Origin of the sequence: Janthinobacterium sp. OK676 (assembly GCF_900103595.1) — a bacterium.
Classification (GTDB): Bacteria; Pseudomonadota; Gammaproteobacteria; order Burkholderiales; family Burkholderiaceae_D; genus Janthinobacterium.
In genome coordinates, this window is the sequence record NZ_FNHA01000002.1 from 379,644 (window position 1) to 403,673 (window position 24,030).

General features: G+C 64.7%; 23 protein-coding genes. 8 read left to right on the top strand and 15 right to left on the bottom strand.

What is annotated here, in order from left to right; all coding sequences use genetic code 11:
* Window positions 1-167: 167 nt before the first annotated feature.
* The 7 genes from BLU39_RS28105 (at window position 168) to BLU39_RS05300 (ending at window position 4,957) form a co-directional block, all read left to right on the top strand.
* Window positions 168-449 (top strand): hypothetical protein, encoded by a 282-nt coding sequence (locus BLU39_RS28105; RefSeq protein ID WP_139178171.1) that lies wholly within the window; start codon window positions 168-170, stop codon window positions 447-449.
* A complete protein-coding gene (locus BLU39_RS05275; protein WP_092710636.1) occupies window positions 431-898 on the top strand; it encodes a universal stress protein in 468 nt (155 codons plus the stop codon). The genes BLU39_RS28105 and BLU39_RS05275 overlap by 19 nt, the downstream gene beginning before the upstream one ends.
* A gap of 141 nt (window positions 899-1,039) precedes the next feature.
* Window positions 1,040-1,684: a response regulator gene (locus tag BLU39_RS05280; RefSeq protein WP_034750556.1), complete on the top strand. Its 645-nt coding sequence runs from the start codon at window positions 1,040-1,042 to the stop codon at window positions 1,682-1,684.
* Between the two features lie 337 nt (window positions 1,685-2,021).
* The gene (locus tag BLU39_RS05285; RefSeq protein ID WP_034783488.1) at window positions 2,022-2,828 is read left to right on the top strand and encodes a Crp/Fnr family transcriptional regulator; all 807 of its coding nucleotides are present in this window, start codon (window positions 2,022-2,024) and stop codon (window positions 2,826-2,828) included.
* A 250-nt stretch (window positions 2,829-3,078) separates the two neighbouring features.
* Window positions 3,079-3,276, top strand: coding sequence for a hemin uptake protein HemP (gene hemP, locus BLU39_RS05290; RefSeq protein WP_034750559.1), 198 nt, complete (start codon window positions 3,079-3,081; stop codon window positions 3,274-3,276).
* A gap of 85 nt (window positions 3,277-3,361) precedes the next feature.
* The gene (locus BLU39_RS05295) at window positions 3,362-3,688 is read left to right on the top strand and encodes a hypothetical protein (protein WP_092710639.1); all 327 of its coding nucleotides are present in this window, start codon (window positions 3,362-3,364) and stop codon (window positions 3,686-3,688) included.
* Between the two features lie 39 nt (window positions 3,689-3,727).
* Window positions 3,728-4,957 (top strand): DUF2325 domain-containing protein, encoded by a 1,230-nt coding sequence (locus BLU39_RS05300; RefSeq protein ID WP_092710642.1) that lies wholly within the window; start codon window positions 3,728-3,730, stop codon window positions 4,955-4,957.
* 15 nt (window positions 4,958-4,972) lie between these two features.
* Here BLU39_RS05300 and BLU39_RS05305 read toward each other — a convergent pair whose 3' ends face one another.
* The 5 genes from BLU39_RS05305 to BLU39_RS05325 are packed head-to-tail and all read right to left on the bottom strand — an operon-like array spanning window position 4,973 to window position 9,444.
* The gene (locus tag BLU39_RS05305; RefSeq protein ID WP_092710645.1) at window positions 4,973-6,337 is read right to left on the bottom strand and encodes a sulfite reductase subunit alpha; all 1,365 of its coding nucleotides are present in this window, start codon (window positions 6,335-6,337) and stop codon (window positions 4,973-4,975) included.
* Between the two features lie 12 nt (window positions 6,338-6,349).
* Window positions 6,350-7,387 carry an FAD:protein FMN transferase gene (locus BLU39_RS05310; RefSeq protein ID WP_092710648.1) on the bottom strand — a complete coding sequence of 346 codons (1,038 nt, stop codon included), beginning with the start codon at window positions 7,385-7,387 and terminating at the stop codon, window positions 6,350-6,352.
* 26 nt (window positions 7,388-7,413) lie between these two features.
* Window positions 7,414-8,238, bottom strand: a complete 825-nt coding sequence (locus tag BLU39_RS05315; protein ID WP_092710651.1) for a DUF4198 domain-containing protein — start codon at window positions 8,236-8,238, stop codon at window positions 7,414-7,416.
* Window positions 8,239-8,248: 10 nt separating this feature from the next.
* The gene (locus BLU39_RS05320) at window positions 8,249-8,764 is read right to left on the bottom strand and encodes a DUF2271 domain-containing protein (protein ID WP_070221103.1); all 516 of its coding nucleotides are present in this window, start codon (window positions 8,762-8,764) and stop codon (window positions 8,249-8,251) included.
* Between the two features lie 26 nt (window positions 8,765-8,790).
* Complete coding sequence (locus BLU39_RS05325; protein ID WP_092710654.1) at window positions 8,791-9,444, bottom strand: PepSY-associated TM helix domain-containing protein; 654 nt, start codon at window positions 9,442-9,444, stop codon at window positions 8,791-8,793.
* Between the two features lie 262 nt (window positions 9,445-9,706).
* On the opposite strand from BLU39_RS05325, the gene BLU39_RS05330 reads away from it, so the two are divergent.
* On the top strand, window positions 9,707-10,204 hold the full coding sequence (locus BLU39_RS05330) for a pyridoxamine 5'-phosphate oxidase family protein (protein WP_034750577.1): 498 nt from the start codon (window positions 9,707-9,709) through the stop codon (window positions 10,202-10,204).
* A 113-nt stretch (window positions 10,205-10,317) separates the two neighbouring features.
* Here BLU39_RS05330 and BLU39_RS05335 read toward each other — a convergent pair whose 3' ends face one another.
* From BLU39_RS05335 to BLU39_RS05380, 10 genes are all read right to left on the bottom strand, one after another.
* Window positions 10,318-10,584 (bottom strand): hypothetical protein, encoded by a 267-nt coding sequence (locus BLU39_RS05335; RefSeq protein ID WP_034750581.1) that lies wholly within the window; start codon window positions 10,582-10,584, stop codon window positions 10,318-10,320.
* A 224-nt stretch (window positions 10,585-10,808) separates the two neighbouring features.
* Window positions 10,809-11,168: a KGG domain-containing protein gene (locus BLU39_RS05340; protein ID WP_034750907.1), complete on the bottom strand. Its 360-nt coding sequence runs from the start codon at window positions 11,166-11,168 to the stop codon at window positions 10,809-10,811.
* Window positions 11,169-11,373: 205 nt separating this feature from the next.
* Window positions 11,374-12,045: a ligase-associated DNA damage response endonuclease PdeM gene (gene pdeM, locus BLU39_RS05345; protein WP_092710657.1), complete on the bottom strand. Its 672-nt coding sequence runs from the start codon at window positions 12,043-12,045 to the stop codon at window positions 11,374-11,376.
* Window positions 12,042-14,507, bottom strand: coding sequence for a ligase-associated DNA damage response DEXH box helicase (locus BLU39_RS05350; protein ID WP_092710660.1), 2,466 nt, complete (start codon window positions 14,505-14,507; stop codon window positions 12,042-12,044). The genes pdeM and BLU39_RS05350 overlap by 4 nt, the downstream gene beginning before the upstream one ends.
* Complete coding sequence (locus tag BLU39_RS05355; protein ID WP_092710663.1) at window positions 14,504-16,135, bottom strand: ATP-dependent DNA ligase; 1,632 nt, start codon at window positions 16,133-16,135, stop codon at window positions 14,504-14,506. Before BLU39_RS05355 ends, BLU39_RS05350 begins: the two co-directional genes overlap by 4 nt.
* Window positions 16,128-17,168, bottom strand: coding sequence for a ligase-associated DNA damage response exonuclease (locus BLU39_RS05360; protein ID WP_092710666.1), 1,041 nt, complete (start codon window positions 17,166-17,168; stop codon window positions 16,128-16,130). The genes BLU39_RS05355 and BLU39_RS05360 overlap by 8 nt, the downstream gene beginning before the upstream one ends.
* Before the next feature lie 89 nt (window positions 17,169-17,257).
* The gene (locus tag BLU39_RS05365; RefSeq protein WP_254788892.1) at window positions 17,258-18,928 is read right to left on the bottom strand and encodes a RecQ family ATP-dependent DNA helicase; all 1,671 of its coding nucleotides are present in this window, start codon (window positions 18,926-18,928) and stop codon (window positions 17,258-17,260) included.
* Window positions 18,929-19,041: 113 nt separating this feature from the next.
* On the bottom strand, window positions 19,042-19,440 hold the full coding sequence (locus BLU39_RS05370) for an MAPEG family protein (RefSeq protein ID WP_034750597.1): 399 nt from the start codon (window positions 19,438-19,440) through the stop codon (window positions 19,042-19,044).
* A gap of 47 nt (window positions 19,441-19,487) precedes the next feature.
* The gene (locus BLU39_RS05375; RefSeq protein WP_092710672.1) at window positions 19,488-22,886 is read right to left on the bottom strand and encodes a hybrid sensor histidine kinase/response regulator; all 3,399 of its coding nucleotides are present in this window, start codon (window positions 22,884-22,886) and stop codon (window positions 19,488-19,490) included.
* Window positions 22,883-24,007 (bottom strand): hybrid sensor histidine kinase/response regulator, encoded by a 1,125-nt coding sequence (locus tag BLU39_RS05380; RefSeq protein WP_092711305.1) that lies wholly within the window; start codon window positions 24,005-24,007, stop codon window positions 22,883-22,885. The genes BLU39_RS05375 and BLU39_RS05380 overlap by 4 nt, the downstream gene beginning before the upstream one ends.
* Between the last annotated feature and the right edge of the window lie 23 nt (window positions 24,008-24,030).

The following is a 24,030-nucleotide window of genomic DNA, read 5'->3' on the forward strand; positions in this document are numbered from 1 at the left end:
GAACTGTGCGTTTTACAGACTGATACCCACAATTTCTCGATTAAGATGATTTGAGGCAATACCGCTGCGATGGTGCGAGTGTAGCAGGGCGCCGCCCTGTTGGTAAATCTCAAAACGCGCTTCCTGGTGCAAAGCTGATCCACAAGAGCTTTTCCGCCAGGAAATAAGTGTTCCTGCTGTTGTATTTTGAAATACTACCATTGGCGTGCGTGCAAGACCACGCGCCGCGCAAGAAATCCTGCTTCCGGGCACCGGTACAACAGCGCCGTGCGGACATCGTTGCAGCTAAACACGATCTTTCTGCCAATGTTGTCTATACTGAAGGTGCAGTTGTGTTGATAATTATCAAGTCTTTACATGAATACAATGCTGCCGCCGCGTCTACAATAAGAGGCGTTGCGGGCGCTCAGTCACCGTCAAAGGATCTGCCATGTATAAGAAAATTCTGATCGCCACGGACGGCTCCACCGTCTCCAACTTGACGGCCTGTGCCGGCGTTGCCTTTGCCGAACAAATGCACGCCGACATCCTTGCCGTGTACGTCGCACCCGAATACCAGTACCCGGTATACATCGAAATCATTCCGCCCAGCTATCCCAGCGAGGAGGAATACCGCATCGCCATGCGCAAGGCGGGCGCCGACCACTGGCAGCCCATCCTCGACGCGGCCGCCAAGCGGGGCCTGGAAGCGACGGGCCTGACGGCCTTTTCCGACAGCCCGGCCCTGAAAATCGTGGAAGTGGCGCAACTGCAGCATTGCGACCTGATTTTCATGGGCTCGCATGGCCGCAGCGGCTGGGGACAACTGCTGCTCGGCAGCGTGACCAACAAGGTACTGTCGCACTCGAAATTGCCGGTGCTCGTGCATAGGCTGATCAAGGAACCCCCATCGAAATAAGGGGGTACATGCCACAGGGCCGCCGCTGCCGGCAGCTGCATTAAACGGCAAACGTGCGGCCATTTCAGTTAAAATGACAACGTTTTTCGCCTCTCAACATTTGATAGTCCGGTGACGGACACCCCTGCAGATTGCACGCCTATGATACGTATTGTGATTGCCGACGACCACACCATCATGCGAGAAGGATTGAAGCGCATCCTTGACGGCGCGCCGGACATCGATATCGTGGGTGAGGCCATCGACGGCTTCGAGGTGCTCAATCACGTGCGCCAGGGCGGCTTCGACCTGCTGCTGCTCGACCTGTCGATGCCGGGCCGCAGCGGCGTCGACCTGATCCGGCAAATTCGCAGCGAAGCACCCAAGCTGGCCATCCTGATCCTTACCATGCACGAGGAAGAACAATATGCGGTGCGCGCCATCCGCGCCGGCGCGCAAGGCTATCTGACCAAGGAAAGCGCGGGCACCCAGCTCGTGGGCGCCATCCACAAGGTGGCGTCGGGGCGTCCCTACATCAGCGCCGAAGTGGCGGAGCAGCTCGTGCTCAACATCATGATGCCGAATGAAAGCTTGCTGCACAAACAGCTGTCGGACCGCGAGTTCGAAGTCTTTTCCCTGCTGGTGGCGGGCAAGTCGATCACGGAAATCGCCAACAACCTGCACCTGAGCGTCAAGACGGTGAGTACGCACAAGACGCGCATCATGCAAAAGATGGGCATGAGTTCGCTGTCGGAAATGGTGCAGTACGCCGTTGCGCACCGCCTCTTATCCCCCTTCAAGACTTGAGCACGGCGGCGCGCGCCCGCGCATCGACCGTAGGAACAATCCTACTTCACCTACCGCAGCTCCTACTGCCATATTCAGCCACTGCTGATATTAATTGGATACGGTTGTTGGCATACTGAAACCAGTAATCAAGTTGCTGGGAAGTTATTTCATCACACAGCAAGTCGTCAGCGAATCGAGCTTTACCTGCCTGGACGCGCGCCGCCCCTTCCCTGCCCGCCGTCCTGCACACCCCGTCATTCAACTCTGAACTACCTGTCACCAGGAGATGAACATGCTGTCCACGCAAACGCCCGAAACCCGCGCTGCCGCCCCATCGCTGGCCCCCTCCTCCTCGATGGAAGCAGGGCGCCAGCGCCAGGGGCGGCTCTGGTCGAACCTGAAGGAGGTGTGCGACCTGCTGCATATCTCCAGCGCCTGCACCATCGCCGCCGACGAACTGCTGTTCCAGCACGTGCAATTCAAGACGGGCCAGCGCGTGCACACCATCGGCCAGCCGTTCGACACCCTGTACATCGTCAATTCCGGCTTCCTGAAAACCGTGCTCATCGATGAATTCGGCAATGAACAGGTATTAAGTTTTCCCATGAAGGGCGACATGCTGGGCGTCGACGGCATCCACTCGCGCCATTACTCCTCGGAAGCGGTGGCGCTGTCCGACTGCGACCTGATCCTGCTGCCGTTCAAGAAATTGACGGCGCTGGGACGCGTGCACCTGGAACTGGAAAACGTCATGTACGGCGTGATGAGCCGCGAACTGGTGCGCGAACAGGCGATGATCGGCATGCTGGGCGCCTTGAGCGCCGAAGCCCGCGTGGCGCGCTTCCTCGTCTCGCTGGCCGACCGCTTCGCGCAGATGGGCTACTCGAGCAAGCTGTTCAACCTGCGCATGACGCGCCATGAAATCGGCAGCTACCTGGGACTGACCCTGGAAACGGTAAGCCGCACCTTGTCCGCCTTCAATGAAATCGGCCTGATCACGGTTGACCAGCGCACCATCGGCATCAAGGATCCGGACGCCCTGAAAACCCTGCGCCGCCTGCCGCCCTCGCGCTCGCGCGCCAAGCAGCTGGCCGCCGCCAAGCTCAAGGCCGACACCACGGCGGCCGCCACCGCCTCGGCGCAATTGCTGGCCACTATTTAAGTCACCCCGCTTTCTTCCAGCTTGGCACAGGCTTGACCCGGCAAGGCGCGCACCGCCTTGCCGGGTCTTTTTTGCTGCCGCCTCCCCCTCCGTGCCGCGCCAGCGGCCGCCTTTGTACGACCTCCTCGTCGAAGGTGCCGTGCCGTCATAAAAAAGCGCGGATTCCCTACAAATAAACCTTGCTTTTCGGGCCACATTCAACAATAATGCAAATACGAATCATTCTCAACTGAGATAAAGAAAGCCTAACATGCAAAGCTCAAAACCAGCCTTGATCCAGGATGCCGCTACCGCCCACGTCCGTCCTCCCGTCAGCATGGCCCAGCCTGCGCGCCGCATCACCAGCGAAGCGCTGCTGCAGCAGGGCCGCGAAGTGGAGATTGAGCACAGCGGCAAGATCTATCGCCTGCGCGTCACCCAATTGAACAAGCTGATCCTGACTGCCTGAAGCAGCACGGCAGCCAGTCACCACACTCGCCAGCCAGTCGCGCCCCGTGCGCGCAGCCAGCCAAACCACCGCACAGGAGTGTTTGATGGCGCACGACCGACCTTCCCCGATGTTTCCTTCCCCGCAAGGCCAACAGCCTGAATTGCTGCTGTCGGCCGTGCTGCACCTGATGTCGCACTACCATGCGGGCAGTCCGTGCGAGAAACTGGCCGGTGTCATCGAACGCCATCTGCAAGCGCTGGCCGGCTCGCCCGGCCTGAGCCCCGTGCTGCAAGCGACTTGCCAGCAACTGTCGCAGCAATGGGCCGCCCTCGTGGCACTGCACCAGCCCACGCCGCCGAAGACCACCTTGCTGGAGCGCCTGGCACGCATGCTGAGCGCCAAACGCCCTGCCTCACCCCTGCCGCAATAATTCCTTTTCAACCTCCCCACCGCCCAACAGGATACCGCCATGTGTGACAAAGATCAGTCCCTGCCCGTCATCAGCAATTGCGCCCACGCCGGCACGGAAACGGCGGCGCTCGCTTCGCGCCGCCGCCGGCTGTGGGAACTGTCGCACACCTGCCATTGTCCGCTGGTCGGTGTGGGTTTGCCATTGGGCTACCTGCGCAAGCTGGTGGGCAAGATGACGGGCGGGCGCGTGCTGGCCGACGACTATGAAGTACACGTGGGCGCCGTGACGGAATGCGGCGCGCGCAACCGCCTGTCCGAAGCGCTGCAAAAGGAACTCGAACGCCGCTACGCTCCCGTGATCCTGCGCTTTCGCGGCGCCAGGACTACGGAGCAGGTAGCGCAACTGTGGCGCACGGCCGTCGCCAACGGCGACGTGTCGGGCGCTTTCTGGGCCGGCCTGACGCACCCGCGCTGCGACGCCGAACTGGAAGAGCAGATGTGCCGCGACCTGCACATGATCCAGCACCAGGCCGGCGCCTGCGTGCGGGCCGACATGGGCAAATTTACGGCCTTGCAGGAAGAAAACGCGCGCCTGACACAGGAACTGGCCAGGCTGCAACAACGCAGCCAGGCCGCACTGATGGAAAAGACGGGCGAGCTGGAACGCCAGGAAGCCGTGCTGCTGCGCACGCGGGCCGACGCCATCGGCAAGGACAGCGTCATCGATGGCTTGCGCGCGGAGCTGGCGCAATTGCAGGCCGCCATCCCCGCGCTGGAATCGCGCACGCGCCTGGTCGAGCGCCTGGCGCAAATGGATGAGCGCGAAAAGGAATTGCGCCAGCAAATCGCGGAATTGAAACAGGCCCAGCCGCGCCCGGCCGCTGTCGCGCCGCCACCGGCGCCGAAGCTGGAAGTGCCGACGGGCGGCAAGCTGAAGATGCCGATCCGCCTCGTCGATCAAAGCGTCTTGTGCGTGGGCGGACGCAGCGGCAATGTCGCCACTTACCGCGCCCTGATCGAGCGGGTCGGCGCGCAGTTCGCCCACCACGACGGCGGCCTGGAAGACAATGCCAACCTGCTCGACTCGAGCCTGGCTGCGGCCGACCTGGTGATTTGCCAGACGGGCTGCATCAGCCACAGCGCCTACTGGCGCGTGAAGGATTATTGCAAGCGCACGGGCAAGCGCTGCGTCTTCATCGACAACCCCAGCATCTCGAGCCTGGCGCGCGGCTTGCAGGAAGTGAGCGGGGAAATGGAAGCGGCACCGCAGGCCGCCACCCTACCCTAAGCAGCCCCTTCCTGACTAATACACGTCGCGCCGGTAGCGCCCTTCGGCTGCCAGCGCGTCGAGTGCGGACCGGCCCAGTATCTCTTGCAGCGCCTGGTCGACGCCGCCTGCCATGCCGGCCAGGCTGCCGCAAATATAGATGGCCGCGCCCTGCTCCAGCCACAGCTTGACTTCATCGGCATTGCCGCGCAGGCGGTCCTGCACGTAGGTCCGTTCAGCCTGGTCGCGCGAAAACGCCAGGTCCAGACGCGGCAAGTCGCCGCTGGCGTGCCAGCCTTCAATCTCTTCACGATAATGGAAATCGTGGGCCACATTGCGTTCGCCAAAGATCAGCCAGTTGCGCCGCTGCCCTGCCAGCACGCGGCTTTTCAAATGCCCGCGCAAGCCGGCGATGCCGCTGCCGTTGCCGATCAAAATCAATGGCCGCTGGGCATTGTCTTCCAGACGGAAACGCCGGTGCTGGCGCAAGCGCAGCTGCACCACGTCGCCCACCTTGGCCTGCGCCGTAAGCCAGCCCGAGGCCAGGCCCAGGCTGCCATCGGGATGCGCATGCTGGCGCACCAGCAAGTGCACGCCGCCATCGCACGGGATCGAGGCGATCGAATATTCGCGCGGCTGCGATGGGTCGGCGGGCGCCGTCACCTGTACCAGGTCGCCCGACTGCCACTCCGGCAGGCTGCCGGCCACGGGCGCCAGTTCCACGTGATAGATGGCGCCGCCGGCGCTGCCAGGGTTGAGGTGGCGCCGCTGCGTCAGCCGCCAGTCGCCAAACGCGGGCGCACTCCAGTCGGGTGCGTCGCTGGTGCCGGCCAGGTGGCTCAGGTGCTGGAACCATTGCTCGATGGCGGCATTCGCGCTGCGGTCCACTTCGATGCGCTCGAACAGGCGCGACGCGCCCTGCGCCGCCAGCCAGGCGTCGAGCGCGCGGCCGAAGCCGCAGAACTGGCCATAGCTGCGGTCGCCCAGTGCCAGCACGGCATAATGCAATTGCGACAGCGCAATCTCGCCCGTCATCAAGCGGCCCATGAAGGCGGCCGCATTGTCGGGCGCGTCGCCTTCGCCATACGTGCTGACCAGGAACAGGGCCCGCTCGGCCTGCTGCAGGTCGATGGCCGTCACTTCGGCCAGCGCGCACAGGCGCACGGGGATGCCGGCCAGCTGCAGGCTGTGCGCCGTTTGCGTGGCCAGTTCCTCGGCATTGCCCGTCTGGCTCGCATACGCCAACAGCCAGGCGGGACTGTTGGCCAACGCCTCCTTGGCCGCATCGGACGCGCGGCGCTTGGCGCGCGCGCGCAGCCAGGGCGCCAGGCACACGCCCGCATAACTGAGGGACAGGGCGGCCAGCAAGGCCAGCCGCGTCGTATCGTGCGTAAAAATCATGGAATTAACTATTCATTCGTCGAGCATGGCCAGCATATGGCTGCTCAGCGTTTCACGGTAGCCGTGGCCATCGCGCTGCAGGAAGCGCGCGGCCAGGCCCTGCTCTTCGGCCAGCGCCATGCCGGCCTCGGCACCCAGCACGGTCAGGGCCGTCGACCAGGCGTCGGCCGCCATGCATTCCGCATGCACGACGGTGACGGAAGCGAGTTGATTGGCGATCGGCATGCCGCTGCGCGGATCGATGGTATGTGAGAAACGCACCGTGCCGTCCTCGAAGAAACGCCGGTAGTCGCCCGACGTCGCCACGGAGAGGCCGTGCAGCGCCAGCAGCATTTCCGCCGGATGCCGCGCATCATCGGCACTATCGGCGCCATCGACCTGTTCCAGCATGACCCACCACGGCTGGCCGTCGGGCTTGCTGCCGGCGCCGCGCAGCTCGCCGCCCACTTCGACCAGGTAATGCTGGATGCCCTGGCTGTCCAGGTAGCGGGCCAGGCGGTCCACGCCATAGCCCTTGGCGATGGCGGACAAGTCCAGCTGCAAGCCGCCGGGCTGGCGCGCGCGGCGGGCCGGCAAGTCCAGCTCCAGGCGGCGGCGCTGGCGCTGCGCCAGCAACAGGGCCACGGTGTCGTGCTTGGGAGGAAGAAAACCGGGCTCGTCATAACGCTTGCGGGGACCGAAGCCCCACAGGTTGACAAGCGCGCCCGCGCACGGGTCGTAGGCGCCGCCCGATGCTTGCGACACGTGCATGGCAAAGCCCAGCACTTCGCAAAAGGCGGCGGGCAGGCTGTGCCAGCTGCCCGGCTCGGCCCGGTTGTAGCGGCCCAGGTCGGACTCGTCGCTCCAGTGGCTCATTTGCGCCACCACCAGGTCCAGCTGCTGCTGCAAGCCCTGCTGCAAGTCGGCGCTGCCCGCGCGTCCCGGCATGGCGGACTCGAGCAGGCGCACCGACCAGCTGGTGCCCATGGTCAGGCCACGCAAGTCCCGGATCACGGCGCCGGAGGGCGCGGCATGATCGGAAATATGCTGCGGCAGCAGGACCCGGCGCATCGGCGCTCTCGTGACGATGCCGCCGCTTACTGCGGCAGCACTTCCACGGTGGCCGCGTACGTCATGCGGCGCTCGGGCATCACCGGCGGCTGGCCAGCCACGGCCGGTGCGGCCGCTGGCCAGGTGCTGCTCAGGTAATACATGCCGGCCGCCGGCACCGTAAACGTGATCTCGCCCTTGGCATCCGTGCTCTGGCGAATTTCACCGAGCACGCCACGGTAGCGCACGCCGCCTGGCACGAGGCTGAAGGCCTGGTTCGCCGCCGGCTTGCCGTCGACGAGGAAGCGCCACGTGGCCTTCTCGCCAGCGCGCAAGTCATTCGGATGCGTGACGGGCACGAATTCCAGGCCCACGCCGGTCGGCTTGAACACTTCCGTGCTCGTTTCGCCATTGCTGAAGAAGGTTTCCAGTCGCGCTGCCGTGCGCGTGATTTTCAGCTCTTGCGCGTCGGCCGGCACTTCCTTCCTGAACGTCTCTTCATTGCCGCGGAAACGCTTCTGCTCGCCATTGAGCTTGTAGCTGCCCATGACGTTTTGCGACACGATGGCTGCCTTGTACGTGCCCGGCTTTTCCATTTTGACGTCGAAGACGCTGCGCAAACGGCCCGTAACCGTGTTCGCCGGCGTGACTTTCGCGCCGTCCGGACCGATCACTTGCAGCGCGTCCAGGCGCAGCGGCTGGTGGTCGATCTCGAACAGGCCGTCGGACACGGCCGCATCGACCGTCACCCAGGCGTCCTTGCTTTCCACCATCGTGCTCGATGGCACCATCCAGCCGCGGTGGGCGTGGGCGTTCATGGCCAGGCCGGCCAGGGCCACGGCGATCAGGGATTTGTTGAATCGATTGAACATGATGTGCGCCTTATGGTTTGAGTTGGACGACGACATTGCCGAGTTCTTCCTTGCCCTTGCCAGGCACGGACTGGGCCGATTTCAGCGGCCACTGGAACGGCACGCGCACCAGTTCGCGTCCGCCCGCTTCGCGCGCCGCTTCCACCACCACCTGGTATTCGCCGGCCGGCAGCTTGTCGAGCAAGGCCTTGGCGCCAGGGAAAGTCAGGGTATGTTCGCCGGGCGCGCGCGTGGCGCCGCTGACACCGTCTACGGGCATGGCCAGGTCGCGGCCGCTCTTGCGCCACCATTGACGCATGTCCTTCAGCCATTTCTCACCAGCCTTGTCCTTCTTTTTCACGTCATACAGCACGGCCAGGTTGCCAACGACCTTCTGGTCCGCCGTTTCCAGCCACGCCGCCACGTAGGGACGGTGGTATTCCGCCACGTTCAATTGCGGCAGTTCAATCTTGAGGGACAGGTCGGCAGCCATCGCCGACGTACCGATCAGGGGAAGGCCAAGCGCCAGGGAGTAGCGTAATTTCATGGTGTGCCTGTAAAAAAGGAAAAAAATCAGTGGATAAACAGCAAGGCGATCGCGCAAGGTATCAGGATACCGAGGCCCACCATCGGCCAGGTAAATGGCCGGTTGGCCGCATGGAACTTCAAAATCAATAGCCCCGTCAGGCAAAACACGATGCAGGCGCCAGCAAAGATATCGATGAACCAGCTCCAGGCCACGCCCGTGTTGCGGCCCTTGTGGACATCGTTGAGCCAGGACACCCAGCCCCGGTCCGTCAATTCATATTCGGCGGCCCCGTCTTCCAGGCCGATGCGCACCCAGGCGTCGCCCCCCGCCTTGGGCAGCGGCAAATACACTTCGTCGCTTGACCATTCGGCGGGACGCCCGCCCGCATTAAGCGACCACTGCTGCTGGAGCCAGGCTTCGGCGGCAGCCGGCATGGGCGTATTGGCGCCATCGTGCCTGGCGGCATAGGCGGCCAGTTCCGTGACGAGGGGCGCCGGCAGCTCGGCCTTCTGGCGCGTGATCGCCGGCTTCGCTTCGATCTGGCCGGCGTGGTTGAGGGTGATGCCCGTAATGGCGAACAGAAACATGCCCAGCAGGCAAAGCGCCGAGCTGATCCAGTGCCATTGGTGCAGATTCTTCAGCCAGACGGCGCGGCTGGCATTGTTCCTGGCCTTGTCGGCGGCGCCCGCACTATTCATGGTCCGCTTCCGGCAAGGAGCGGGCCAGGTGGCGCGACAAGTCAGTGTGCTTCATTCCCATCCTTCAATCAAAGTGTATGCTGATATTTTCAAACAAATGATAATGATTATCATTTATTAAGTCAAGACATGGGGCGCCCGCCGGGCCGGCGTTTTGTAACAGCTTTGAAACAAAGCTGGCCTGCTACGTAAGCTGCCGTACAGAACCGACTGCCACGCCCGCCTATGCTGTTGTTCAGGACAACCACCAAGGGAGCATCCCATGCAACAGTATTCCAGCGAACAACTGGCCAGCATCGCGGCCAAGATCAAGGACGTCAAATTCGGCATGCTGACCACGAGCGACGACATGCGCACGCTCACCAGCCGGCCGTTGACGCAGCAGCAGGTCGACAGCGAAGGGCAAATCTGGTTTTTTGTCTCGGACGATGCCGCCTACACGCGCGACTTGCCGAACAATCCGCAAGTCAACGTCAGCTTTGTCGACACGGGCGACAGCCTGTACGTCTCCGTCTGCGGCCATGCGCAGCTGCTGAAAGACCGCGCCAAGGCGGAGGAATTGTGGAACCCGCTGGTGAAAGCCTGGTTCCCGGGCGGACTCGACGATCCGAAGCTGTCGCTGATCAAGGTGACGATACAGTCGGCCGAATACTGGGATAGCAGCGCCAGCAAGATGATGCAATTCTATGAAATGGCCAAGGCCGCCATCACGGGCGAGCCGCCGAAGGATATGGGCGAACACGGCCGGGTCGATCTGTAGCAACACCAGCTTATTTTTAAGAAGGAGTGCGCATGCGGGAATGGCCAGCCGGCATGCGCGAACACATCTGCGGCTGGCCTTGCGGGGATGATCAGAAAGTCAGGATGGAAAGCTCACACGCCCGTAGTGCCCGTGGTGTCGGGCGCATCGTCGGCGCTCTGCCGGCTCTGGCCTGCGGCGCCGGACTGGTGATGGGGCAAGCGGTCGGCGCGCCGCACTTCGCCGATGGAAAACAGATCGTCGCCGATATCGAGGCCTTGCTCGCTATCGACCAGCACAAAGTTTTCGGCCGAGTCGGCCGTGCTTTGCTTGTTGCCTGCCATGGACGGCGCGCCACCCTGGCTATTGCCGGGCTGCGGCGTAGTGGAGTTGCCCATCATCTTCTCCCTGATCGTGAGTACGTGAGTGCATGAGTAAATAAAAATTGACTGCGCGTTAAAAATTGACTGCGCGTGCGCCGTGGCCGGCGCTATTTCATCATAGTCCATGCCTGCTGCATTGCATCAAAAATTTGCGGTCGCCAGCGGTAGCCAAACAAGCGTGGCCCTGGCCAGCGGCGTGCCTGCTTGCCGCTGGCCAGGGCCATGCTAGTGCTTACCAGACACTACTTGTTGCGCGACCCCGAGCTGGAACCCGAACCGCCGCTTTGCTTGTTGCCACTGTCGCGGCCGCCATCCTGGTTCATGCTGGCATTGTCGCGCGAACCGCTGGAGCTGGAAGCGCTTTGCCGGTTGGCATCGTTCTTGTGGCTTTGGCTGCCTGCGCGGCGTGCCTCTTCCGACGTGAATTCATGGGCCGTGCCTTTTTCATGCGCGGCACGTCCGCCTTCGCTGGCGATTTCACGCTGCTGGGCGGGGTCCATGGAAGCGAAACCCCGTTTGCTGGTATCGCTTTGCTTGTTGCCGCCGCTACTGCTGCTACTGGTTTTATTACCTTGCTGTTTATTGTCGCTCGATGTGGCCATGATGATCTCCTTGATCGATGGAATCAGAAACAATGCAAAAAACAATGCAAACCATGCAAATCTTCCCCCTCGCATGGCAAGGGAACCGTCATCTTAGTGCGCGCATGGGCCACAAGAAATAGGAGGATGGCAAGAGCGCATGTAGGATGAGTCCCGCCTACGGTAGTGTAGTTACTTTTAGTTTTCCACCAAAAGTACCAGACACTCAGCAGTTTGCGGGCAGCGGGAAAATCGCCGCATCGGCCGTCACGTAGACGCGCTCGCCAACGCCCGGGCGCACCGCATGGCCACCCGTGAAGGCGCCAAACGAAGGCAGGATGGCGCGCTGTCGGCCCAACAGAAAACACGGCAGGCGCAAGCCGCCAATATCTCCGCGCAAGTGGAACACGGGATGCACGTGACCGGCCAGCACGTAAGCGGGCGCCACGGTATCGGGATGATGGCAGAACGACAGCTTGCCCACCTGGTGCGGTTCATCGACCATGCGTATCCCCAGCGCGGCGGCCGGGTCGCCCGCATGCGCATCGTGGTTGCCGCGCACTACCGTCAAGCGCAGGTCCCGATGGCGCGCACGCCAGGCCAGCATGGCCGCGACGGTAGCGGGCGCATGGGCGGCGCGCGCGTGCAAAAAATCGCCGAGAAAGACGATTTCCTCGCAGGCGTAACTGGCCAGCAAGGCGTCGAGCGCCAGCAGGTTTTGCGTCGTGGTACCGCGCGGCACGGGCACGCCCAGCGCGCGAAACGCGGCCGCCTTGCCAAAATGAATGTCGGCGATGACCAACATCTTGCGCGCCGGCCAGTACACTGCCTTGTGCGCCAGCAGCCACAGAATCTCGCCGGCCAGCTCCACCACGCAGTGCGCTTGCGAGCCGCTCATGCGGCTGCCTTTTCCAGCGCGCTGACCAGGCGCGCCACCCGGTCCGACAGCTTCTCCGTCGTCAGCTGTTCGCGGAAGCGCTCGACCATCAGGCCGAAGGCAAATGGCGAGGCCCGCTCCAGCGCTTGCAGGCTGATGCTCCTGCCATGCAGCTCGCGCAAGGTGGCGCGCAAGCGCGTCAATTCCAGCTCCTGTTCCAGCACTTCGCGCTGCGCCTGCGTGAGCAGCAGATTGGCCGCATCGTGCTTGCGGAACACTTCAAAGAACAGCGAAGACGAGGCCTGCAACTGGCGCGCGCTTTTCGGCTGGCCCGGATAGCCCTGGAACACCAATCCGGCGATGCGGGCGATTTCGCGGAAGCGCCGCTGCGACAGCTCCGTCGCATTCAGGCTGGCCAGCACGTCTTCGAGCAAGTTGTCCGTGCTGAACAGGGCAAGGTCGGCGCCGCTGGCGCCCGTCAACAGCGGCGCAAAATCGATATCGTCCGCACCCAGCAATTCAAAGCCGTAATCGTTGACGGCGATCGACAAGGTTGCCGGCTGCACGCGCGCGATGCGGTAGGCCAGCAAGGACGCCAGGCCCAGGTGCACGGAGCGTCCCGCAAACGGATACACGAACAAATGATGGCCTTCGCGGCTGGAGAGGGTTTCGAGCAAGAGGGTCGCGCGCGTGGGCAGGCTCGACCATGCCTGCTGGATGGCCAGCAGCGGCGCCAGCGCCCGCATTTCCGGACCGCTGGTCTTGCCTTCCTGCGCCAGCTGCAACTGGTCCAGCACGGCGTGCGCCAGTTCCGACGACAGCGGCATCTTGCCGCCCTGCCAGCGCGGCACGGCGCCGCGGCTGCCTGTTGCGCGCCGCACGTAGGCCGTCATCTCGTGCACGCGCACGAATTCCAGGATGCGCCCGCCAAACAGAAAATGGTCGCCCTGCTTCAGGCGCGCGATGAACGATTCCTCGATGCTGCCGATGCGGCCGCCACCGAGGAACTTGACCTGGATCGCCGCCTCCGACACGATGGTGCCGATGCTCATGCGGTGGCGCCGCGCCAGCGCCACGTCGGGCACGCGGTACACGCCCTCCTCGTCCGGCAGCACTCTGCGGTATTCCGGATACACGGTCAGGCTTTGCCCACCGCGCGCGACGAAATCGAGCGCCCATTGCCACTCGTCCGGGGTCAGGTGGCGATACGACCAGGCCGCGCGCACTTCCGCGTACAGCTCGGCAGACTGGAAACCGCCGCCCAGCGCGATCGTCACCAGGTGCTGCACCAGCACGTCGAGCGGCTTGTCCGGCACGGGCCGCGCTTCCAGGTGGCCTTGCGCCAGGGCAGTGCGGGCAGCGGCCGCTTCCAGCAATTCCAGGCTGTTGGTGGGCACCAGGGTCACGCGCGAAATGCGCCCCGGCGCGTGACCGCTGCGCCCGGCCCGCTGCACCAGGCGCGCGATGCCTTTCGCGCTGCCCACTTGCAGCACCCGCTCGACGGGCAGGAAATCGACGCCCAGGTCCAGGCTGGACGTGCACACGACGGCTTTCAGCTCGCCCGTTTTCAGGTGCTGCTCGACCCAATCGCGCACTTCGCGGTCCAGCGAACCGTGGTGCAGGGCGATCAAGCCCGCCCAGTCGGGCCGCGCCTCGAGCAAATGCTGATACCACAGCTCGGCTTGCGATCGCGTGTTGGTAAACACCAGGGTGGTGGCGCTACCCTCGATCTCGGCGATCAGGGGCTGCAGCATCTGGATGCCCAGGTGGCCGCCCCAGGGAAAGCGTGTGGGGTTGACGGGAATCAGGCTGTCGACGAGGATGCGCTTCTTGACTTTGCCTTCGACCAGCACGCCGGCGTTTTCCTCGCCCAGCAAGACGTCCTGCGCCTGCTGCAGATTGCCCAGGGTGGCCGACAGGCCCCACGTCATCAATGCGCCATGCCAGCGGCGCAAGCGGGCCAGCGCCAGCTGCACCTGCACGCCGCGCTTGCTGCCCATCAATTCGTGCCACTCGTCGACGATCACGGTTTCCAGCAGGCTGAAACGTTCGCGGGCATCCGCCTGGCTCAGCATCAGGGACAGGCTTTCCGGCGTCGTGACGAGCACCTCGGGCCAGGCCTTCGCCTGCCGTGCCCGCTGCGCGGCGCTCGTGTCGCCCGTGCGCGCCTCGATGCGCCGGCCGGGCGCCAGTTCCGAGCCGGACGCCTGCAAGGCGCGCACCGTGTCGGCCGCCAGCGCCCGCATGGGCGTGATCCACAGCACGCGCAAGCCCTGCTTTCGTCCCTTGCGTTGTAGTCGCTCGGCGCGCAGCAAGGCGCCGAACCAGACGGCGTAGGTCTTGCCCGAGCCCGTGCTCGCATGCAGCAGGCCGGACTGGCCCTGTGCTGCCGCGCGCCAGACGGCGCGCTGGAACGGGAACACGGCCCAGCCGCGCGCGGCAAACCAGGCATCGATGCGCTGCGCCAGCGCGCTTTTGCTCATGTGGCCTGGGCCAGCATGGCCTTCAGGGTGGCCAGGGTGTCCGCGTCGGCGACGGCCTTGTCGTCACGCCGGCGCAGGATGCGGGGAAAGCGCACGGCGATGCCCGCCTTGTGGCGGCTGGACGCGGCGATGCCCTCGAAGCCGATCTCGAACACCATCGTCGGCTGGACGCTGCGCACGGGGCCGAATTTTTCTATCGTCGTCTTGCGGATGGCGGCATCGACTTGCCCGATTTCCGCATCCGTCAAGCCCGAATACGCCTTGGCGAACGGCACCAGCTTGCGCTCGCCTTCCGCTACGTCATCCCACACGGCAAACGTGTAATCCGTGTACAACGACGCGCGCCGGCCGTGGCCCGCCTGGGCGTAGATCAGCACGGCGTCGATCGAGTACGGGTCGATCTTCCACTTCCACCAGGTGCCCACGTCTTTCGTGCGGCCCACGCCATACGCGGCCGACTTGGCCTTGAGCATCATGCCTTCCACGCCGCGCGCCCGCGATTCGGCGCGGATGGCCGCCAGCGCCTCCCAGCTTGCCGCCGCTATGCGCGGCGACAAACGCAGCGCGTCAGAACCGACGCCGGCCACCACCGTTTCCAGCAGCGCGCGGCGCTCGAGCTGGGGCAGCTGGCGCACGTCCACGCCATCCATTTCCAGCACATCGTAGGCCACGAGCACGGCCGGCAGCCCGGCCAGCAACTTGGGCGACACGCTCTTGCGGCCCATGCGCTGTTGCAAGTCAGCAAATGGCGCCGGCACGTCGCCCGGCTGCCAGACGAGGATTTCGCCATCGAGCACGGTGCCCTCGGGCAAAGCCAGCTGTGCCAGTTCGGGAAAGCGCTCCGTGATCAATTCCTCGCCGCGCGACCACAGCCAGTTCACGCCCTCGCGGCGCAGCAGCTGGGCACGCATGCCGTCGTATTTCCACTCGGCCAGCCAGTCGCCGATGTCACCGAGGCTCTGCGGCTCCGCCTGCAAGGGATGGGCGAGGAAAAATGGATACGGCTGGCCGCCGCGCAGCGCATGTTCGCCATCGGACTGCGCGGCGATCAGTTTGAGAAAGCCCGCGCCCGTGGGGCTGACCTTGCCATCGGTCCAGCCCATCAGGCGCTGGGCGATCAGCTTGCTGTTAACGGCGGCAATCGACGCCAGCGCGCGCGTCACCAGCAGTTTGGACACGCCCACGCGAAAGCCGCCGCCGATCAGTTTGATCAGCAGGAAGCGTTCGCGCGTTTCCAGCTCGTCCCAGTAGGCCAGCAAGTCGGCGCGGATGGTGTCGGGCGGCGCGCCGCGCAACGGTGCGATGCGCTGCTCGACCCACTCGGCCAGGCCGACGTCGCTGCGCTTGCCCGGCGCGGGCAGGATCAGGGCGATGGTTTCGGCCAGGTCGCCCACGGCGTGATAGGCCTCGTCGAACAGCCAGGCATCGAGGCCCGCCCGCTCGGTCGCGTACTCGCGCAGCAATTTGGTGGGCACGGCCTGGCGCGGCTTGCCGCCGGCCAGGAAGTACACGGCCCAGGCCGCATTCTCGGGCGATGCGCTGCGAAAATACGCTTGCAGCGCCGCCAGCTTGCGGCTGGTGGAGGTCGTCTCGTCGAGTTCCGCGTACAGCCGGGCAAAGTCACGCATGGGCGGCGTCCTCCGCTGCCGTGGACGCACCGGGCACGCCGTCATCGGCTTCATCGTCGCCATACTCCGTCTCGAAGCCGCCCGCCTGCCAGCCGTTCTGCTGCAGCCAGCGCACCATCACGGGAATCGAGCCGTGCGTGACGATGATGCGTTCGGCCTGCGTGGCCTTGATCGCTTGCATCAGGCCGGGCCAGTCGGCATGGTCGGACAGGACGAAACCCCGGTCCACGCCACGCCGCCGGCGCGCGCCGCGCAGCAGCATCCAGCCGCTGGCGAAGGCATCGCTGTAGTCGCCGAAACGCTTCATCCATGGCGACCCGGCGGCCGACGGGGGCGCGATCACCATCGCCGTCTTCAGGGCCGCCTTGTCCGTCACGTCGCCCACCATCACGGTGGCGGGCAAGGCCACGCCCGATTCGCGGTAGACCTGCGTCAGCGCTTGCGCCGCGCCATGGCAGATGATGGGGCCGATGGAAGGATCGAGTCCCGCGAGGATGCGCTGTGCCTTGCCGAAGGCATAGCAGAACAGCACGCTGGTGCGCCCTTCGGCCGCATTCCTGCGCCACCACTGGTTGATGTCGTCATACACTTCCTGCGGCGCCTGCCAGCGGTAGATGGGCAGGCCGAACGTCGATTCCGTAATAAAAGTATCGCAGCGCACGGGTTCGAACGGTACGCAAGTGGGGTCGGGCTGCAGCTTGTAGTCGCCCGACGCCACCCACACTTCGCCACCGACTTCCATGCGCACCTGGGCCGAGCCCAGCACGTGGCCGGCCGGGTGCAGCGACACGCGCACGCCGTGGTGGTCGATGGTCTCGCCATACGCGAGGCCCTGGATGGACACGGCGCCCAGGCGCGCGCGCAATACTTGCTCGCCGGGCGCGGCGCACAGGTAATGCCGGTGGCCAACTCTTGCATGGTCGGCGTGCGCATGCGTGATGATGGCGCGCTCGACGGGGCGCCACGGGTCGATGTAAAACCGACCCGGCACACAGTACAAGCCTTCCTTGCGCACCACCACCATGTCTGCCATGCCCTGCCCCCTGCGTTAAAAAAGCGCGTTGGAATGGGCCGATTCTAGCGCGCTTGCGCCAGATCACTGTTCGGCAGCGCACCATGGCTTCACGCGGGGACGACGAACTCCGCCATGAAGGTGCGCGTGGTGTTTTCCGGAAAGGCAATGGTGATCTGGTCGCCCGCCACGGACAGCACGGTGCCGATCTGGTAGCGGGGCACGCGCACGCGGCTGCCGACGGCAATCTGGGGCGTCGCCGGCGCGGGTGCTTCAGCAGGCGTTGGCGGGAACTCGTCCAGGGAGATGGGTGCGGCCAGCGCGGGCGGCGACTGGCAATTGTCGCAGTTGCAGCAGCGCTCGAAATCGCCCGCATCGCCAAAATAGTCGAGCAGCAGTTTCCAGCGGCACAGGCCGCTTTGCGCGTACGCCACCATCTGCTCGAGCGCCTGCTTGTCGCGCTCCTGCTTGTCGACATAGATCTGCGCCAGTTGCGCATAGGAAGGCGTGGCGGGCGATGGCGCTTTCAAGCTGTAGCCGAGCTTGCGGTCCTGGCGCAGCAGCTTGCCGTCTTTCAATAGTTTCAGGCAGACCTTCAGATGACCATCGGAAAACTCGGGCAGGCGCGCTGCCAGCGCGGCGAACGCGAACGTGGCGGGCAATTCCTGCGCGGCCGCCACGATGGCGGCCAGTTCTTCGGCCGTGGGATAGTGCTTGGCCAGGAAGAATTGCTGCACCCGCTTGTCTTCCTGAAAATACAGCAAGGTGCAGTCGGCGGGCAAGCCGTCGCGCCCTGCCCGGCCCGATTCCTGGTAGTACGCTTCCAGGTTGGCCGGCACCTGCAAGTGGATGACGAAGCGCGTGTCGGGCTTGTCGATGCCCATGCCAAACGCGTTGGTGGCGACCATGATGCGGCGCTCGCCATTCATGAACAAGTCCTGGTTGTGCTTGCGCTCGCGGGCCGCCAGCTTGCCGTGGTAGCAGGTGGCGCTCTCGCCCAGCTCCCCCAGCCGCGCCGCCAGCTCTTCGACGGCCTTGACGGTGGCCGCATACACGATGCCCACGCCGGCTGTCTCGCGCAGCAGGCGCAGGACTTCGTCCTGCTTCTCTCCCGCATTCGTGACCTGGATCACGCGGTAGCGCAAATTGGCGCGGTAGATGCCCGTATTGATGACCTGCAACTTGCGCGCTTCCAGTTGCGTGTCGATATCGGCTATCACTTCCCCCGTGGCCGTGGCCGTCAGCGCCAGCACGGGTGGGCGGCCCAGCGCGCGCAGGGCGGCCGCGATTTCCAGGTAGGCGGGACGGAAATCGTGGCCCCACTGGGAGATGCAATGGGCTTCATCGATGACGACGAGGCTGGGCGGCGCGCTGGCCAGCAGGGACAGAAAGTCGGGCATCGCCAGGCGTTCCGGCGTGCAAAAGATAATGAGCCTGCCGCCCTGGGCGATGCGCGCGAGGGCGTCTCCCTCCTCGGCGCGCGACAGGCTGCTGTTGAGCTGCACGGCCGTGATGCCCAGTTCGTGCAGCTTTTCCAGCTGGTCCTTCATCAGCGAAATCAGCGGCGACACGACCAGGGTCGCGCCCGGCAATAGCGCGGCGGGCAACTGGTAGCACAGCGACTTGCCGCTGCCGGTGGGCATGATTGCCAGGGTATCGCGCCCGGCCAGCACGCTGTCGATGACGTCCTGCTGGCCCGCGCGCAGCCGCGCCACGCCAAAAACGGAGCGCAGCAGGCGCTGAATGTGTCGACCGGACTTGTTCGCAATAGCCTGCATCATTGCCATCCCAAAAGTAAAACCGCCATGCCGGCGCCCGTGCGCCTGGCTGCAGCTACTTTACGGCCGGGCCCGGCGCACCGCCATAGGACGGGCTCCACAGCTGACGTAGGAATTCAGGAAGCAAAGAGGATGGCCCAGAACAGCATCAGCAAGCCGGCTATCGACACGCACCACACGAGCGTGCGCACGACAGGCACGCCGAACGCGTACAGGGGCAGATACAGCACGCGCGCGGCCAGGTACAGGGCGGCGCCGTACAGGGTCAGCGCGCTTTCCTGCGCCGTCACGTGGGCGATCAGCACGGCGGCGGCGAACAGGGGCAGGGTTTCGAACAGGTTCGCCTGGGCCCGCCGCAAGCGGCCCGTGATCTTGCCCACGGGCGGGCCGTCGCCGTCGCGCGCGCTCACGTTATAGGCCGTGCCCGTTTCGCGCGTGCGAAACAGGGCGGGCAGCAGGATTTGCACCAGCGCCAGCACGAGGGTACAAGCCAGCATCGTCAGTTCAGGAGTCATCCTTGCCTCTGCGTGTGAGACGGGCAAGCCGTGCCGGCGCATGCCCGTCAGGGTTGGTCGAGTGCCGCTTGCAACTCCAGCAAATCATAGGGCTTGCGCAAGACGCTGGCGGAAAAGCCCAGCTCATCCATCGACTCCTTGCCATAGCCCGTGGAAAAGATGATGCGCATGCCAGGTTTATCGCGCAATACCATGCGCGCCAGCGCGATGCCGGACATGCCGGGCAGGCTGACATCCGTAAACAGGATATCGAAGTCTTGCTCGTTGAGCAATTTCCACGCCGCCTCGCCATCGGACACGCCGCTGACCGTGTGGCCCAGCATGCCCACCAGTTCGCACACCATCAGCTGCGAATCGAGATTGTCTTCCACCACGAGTATCTTCATCGATGTCGGCATGTCCCCCTGCGGTTCTGGCGCATGCCCCGTCAAGTCCAGCCCCGGCGTGCCGCCTGCCAGCACGCTGGCCGCCAGGCCACCACCCGCCTGGGTGCCGGTCACCGGTGCGCCGGACCGCTCGAACTGGCGCGCGCGCATTTGCTGCTGGCGGTTGGCCAGCACGTGGCGCAGCTTGCGCGCCAGCTCTTCGCGCCGGTACGGCTTGCTGAGCAATTCCACGCCCGCGTCGAGACGCCCCTCGTGCACGATGACGTCCTGCGCATAGCCCGACGTAAACAAGACGGCGATATCGGGCTGCAACTCGCGCGCCTGGCGCGCCATCTCCGTGCTGCTGACGGGACCGGGCATGATCACGTCCGTAAACAGCAAATCGATCTGCGCGCCGCTGTGCAGCACGGCCAGCGCGCTTTCGCCATCCTCGGCCTTGAGCACCTTGTAGCCGAGCGCGCCAAGCATGTCGACGACGGTCGTGCGCACGCCCACGTCGTCTTCCACCACGAGCACGGTTTCCGTGCCGCCCGTGACGACGCCGCTCAATTCCAGTTCCTCGTCCGCTTCCGCCATCAGGGAACGGGGCAAATAGATTTTGACTCCCGTGCCCACGCCAGGTTCACTGTAAATGCGGATATGGCCACGGCTTTGCGTGACAAAGCCATACGCCATCGACAAGCCCAGGCCCGTGCCCGCGCCTTCCGGCTTGGTCGTGAAAAACGGCTCGAACGCGCGCTGCAGCACGGCGCCGCTCATGCCTCGGCCCGTGTCCGTCACCGACAGCATCACGTACTGGCCGGCCGGCACGTCGACCAGGTTGTGCACATACTGCTCGTCGAGCACGACGTTGCCCAGCTCGATGGTCAGCTTGCCCGCGCCATCCATGGCGTCGCGCGCATTGATGGCCAGGTTGAGGATCACGTTCTCGATCTGGCTGCGGTCGACCAGGGTATTCCACAGCCCGCCGCCGCCCACCAGCACGATGTCGATCGCTTCGCCCAGGGCGCGCCGCAGCAGCGCATCCATGTTGCGCACCACGCGCGACAGGTCGGCCACGACCGGTTGCAAGGGCTGGCGCCGCGCAAACGCCAGCAGGTGCGACGACAGCTTGGCACCCCGCTCGACGGCAGCAATCGCCGTGTCGAGGCGCTGGCGCATCAAGCCATCCGTGCCCGCCAGGTGCTGCAGCAAATGCAAATTGCCCGAAATGATTTGCAGCACATTATTGAAATCGTGCGCGATGCCGCCCGTCAGCTGGCCCACGGCTTCCATCTTTTGCGCCTGGCGCAGCGCGTCTTCCGCCTTGGTGCGCTCATTGACTTCCTGTTCGACCCGGTGTTCCAGCGTTTCGTTCAATTCATGCAGCGCTTTTTCCACGCGGCGCCGGTCCGTGATATCCGTCTTGACGGCGATCAAAGAGCGCGTATGACCCTGCTCATCGACCAGGCGGCTGACATTGCTCGAGACCCACACTTGCGAGCCATCGGGCTTCAGGTAGCGCTTTTCCAGCGAGAACGACTCGCCCGTTTCCACGAGGCGCCGGAACAGCACGCTATTGCCGGGCACGTCCGCCGGATGCATGATGTCGTTCATGTTCAGGCTCAGCAGTTCCTCGGCGGACCGGCCCAGCATGCAGCACAGGGCGCCGTTGACCCTCTGGAAACGGCCGTCGAGGCCCAGCTCGGACAAGCCCACCGAAGCCTGGCCGAAAATGGCCGCCATGCGCTCCTGGCTGGCGTAAAGTTCATCCTCGATCTGGCGCCGCTCCGTCACGTCGAACGACACACCCACGTAGCGGCGCTGGCCCGGCACGCGGCCGGCCACCACCTCGCCCTGGCGCGCGATCCAGCGCAGCGCCCCATCGGCCGGGCGGCGGATGCGGTACTCCACGTATTCGAGGGGATTGGGCGCCACGTCAAGCTTGCTCGGTCCAACCTTTTGCTGGTCGCGCGCGTCGACCAGGCTCACCAGCAGGCCTTCCGTCACGTCCTCCTCGTCGCCGATGCCCCACAGGCGGCGGAAGGTGGGCGACACCAGCATCGCGCCCGTCTCGGGGAACCATTCGAAGGTGCCGATGCCGCCTGCCTGCTGGGCCAGGCGCAAACGCTCCTCGCCTTCCATGCGCTCGGTGACGTCGATGCCTTCGACGAGAATGCCCGTGACCACGCCCTCGTCATCCTTGATGGGCTGGTAGACGAAATCGATCTGGCGCTGGCCCGTCTGCCCGTCCGCCGTCCGCAGATCCACGGTCACCTGGCGCCCTTCGTACGCTTCGCCCGTGCGGTAGACCTGATCGAGCAGCGCAATAAAACCTTGCTCCTTGACTTCTGGCAAGGCCGCTTCGACCGTCTTGCCCAGCAAATCGCGGTGGCCGACCAGGCGCAGATAATGTTCATTCGCCAGTTCGAACACGTGCTGCGGTCCGCGCAGCAAGGCCATGAAGCTGGGCGCCTGCTGGAACAGGGCGCGCAGCAGCGCGCGCTCCTCGCCCAGGCGGCGGTTGGCCGCGCGCACGGCCTCGCTCTCGGCCTGCAAGGTCGTATTGAGTTTGCCCAGCTCGGCCGTGGCCAGCTTCAGCTGGCGCCCCTCTTCCATGCGCGCCGTCAATTCCAGCGCCGTGCACAGCACGCCGTCCACCTGGCCGTTGGCGCCATGCACGGGCGTATAAAACAGGTCGAAGCAGACGTCGGCGCGCTGTCCGCCGCGCAACAGCGGCAAGCAGCATTCGCGGTGCACCTGCGTCTCGCCGCGCAGCCCCGCGTCGAGGATGCGCGCATTCCAGTCCCAGATTTCGGGCCAGATGCCCGGCACCGTGCCGCCCAGCGCCGCCGGATGGCGCTCGCCTGCGATCTGGATGTAGTCGTCGTTGTAAATCATCACGTGCTGCGGGCCCCACATCAGCACCATCGCCATCGGCGAATTGAGCACGATGTCGACGCTGGTGCGCAAATGGGCGGGCCAGCCATCGAGCGGGCCCAGGCTGGTGGCGGACCAGTCGTGCTGACGCACCAGCTCGCCCATGCTGCCGCCGCCGCGCGGCCAGGCTGGCGCGCTCATGTGGCCAGTCCCGCTTGCACGCACACCTGGCACTGGCGCGGGATGCGCACGGTCGCCAGCGTGCCCTGCGCGGCCGTCGAACTGATCTCGACCGTGCCGCCGTGGGCCTTGACGAACATGTTCACCGTGTACAGGCCCAGTCCCAGGCCCTGCCCCGTCCGGCGCTTCTCGCCCGCTTGCTGGAATGGCTCGAACAGGGTCGGCAGCAAGGCGGGGGGGATAACGCCGCGATTGGCGATGCGCAACTCGATGCGCTCGGCATCCCGTCCATCGAGGGCCAGTTGCACGGGCGCCCCCGCCTCGCCATGCGTGATGGCATTGTTTAACAGATTCGACATGACTTGCGACAGCAGGCCCGCATCGCATTGACCGTGCAGGTCGCCCACGCTGCTGACTTCGACAAGCGGGGCCTGCCCTGCCGTCTCGCACTCCTCGACGATGGCGCGCGCCAGCGCCAGGTAGTCGTGCGTGCTACTGCGCAACTCCATCGTGCCGGAACGGATGCGCGCCAGGTCCAGCAACTGGTCGACCATGCGCCCCATGCGCTTGGCGCTGCTTTCGATGCGCTGCGCCGTGACGATCACCTTCGGGTGGTCGCTCATCATCGGCAACAGCATGGCGCCGTTCATCACGACGGACAAGGGCGTGCGCAAGTCGTGGCCCAGCACGGCCGTGAACAGCTCGTTCAGGTGCAAGGCATGCTTGAGCTCGTCGAGCTGGGCCGACAATTCGCGCTTCTGCTGGTACAGCTGGACGAGCACGGCCACCTTGCTTTGCAAGGCTTTCACGTCGATGGGCTTGTACAGGAAATCGACGGCGCCCGCCTCGTAGCCGCGGAAGCTGTAGCTCGGCTCGCGCGACGCGGCCGTGAGGAAAATCAGGGGAATGCTGCGCGTGCGTTCGCTGCCGCGTATCAGCTCGGCCAGCTCGAAGCCATCCATCTGCGGCATTTGCACGTCGATCAGGGCCAGCGCCACTTCATGCGTCAACAGCAATTCCAGCGCTTGCGCGCCAGAGTTTGCCTTCAGGATGACAATACCGGGCCGTGCCAGCACGGCTTCGGCGGCGACCAGGTTTTGCGCGATGTCGTCAACGACGAGGATATGGATAGGTGCGGTCACGGGGTCATCTTCAGGCATCGCAA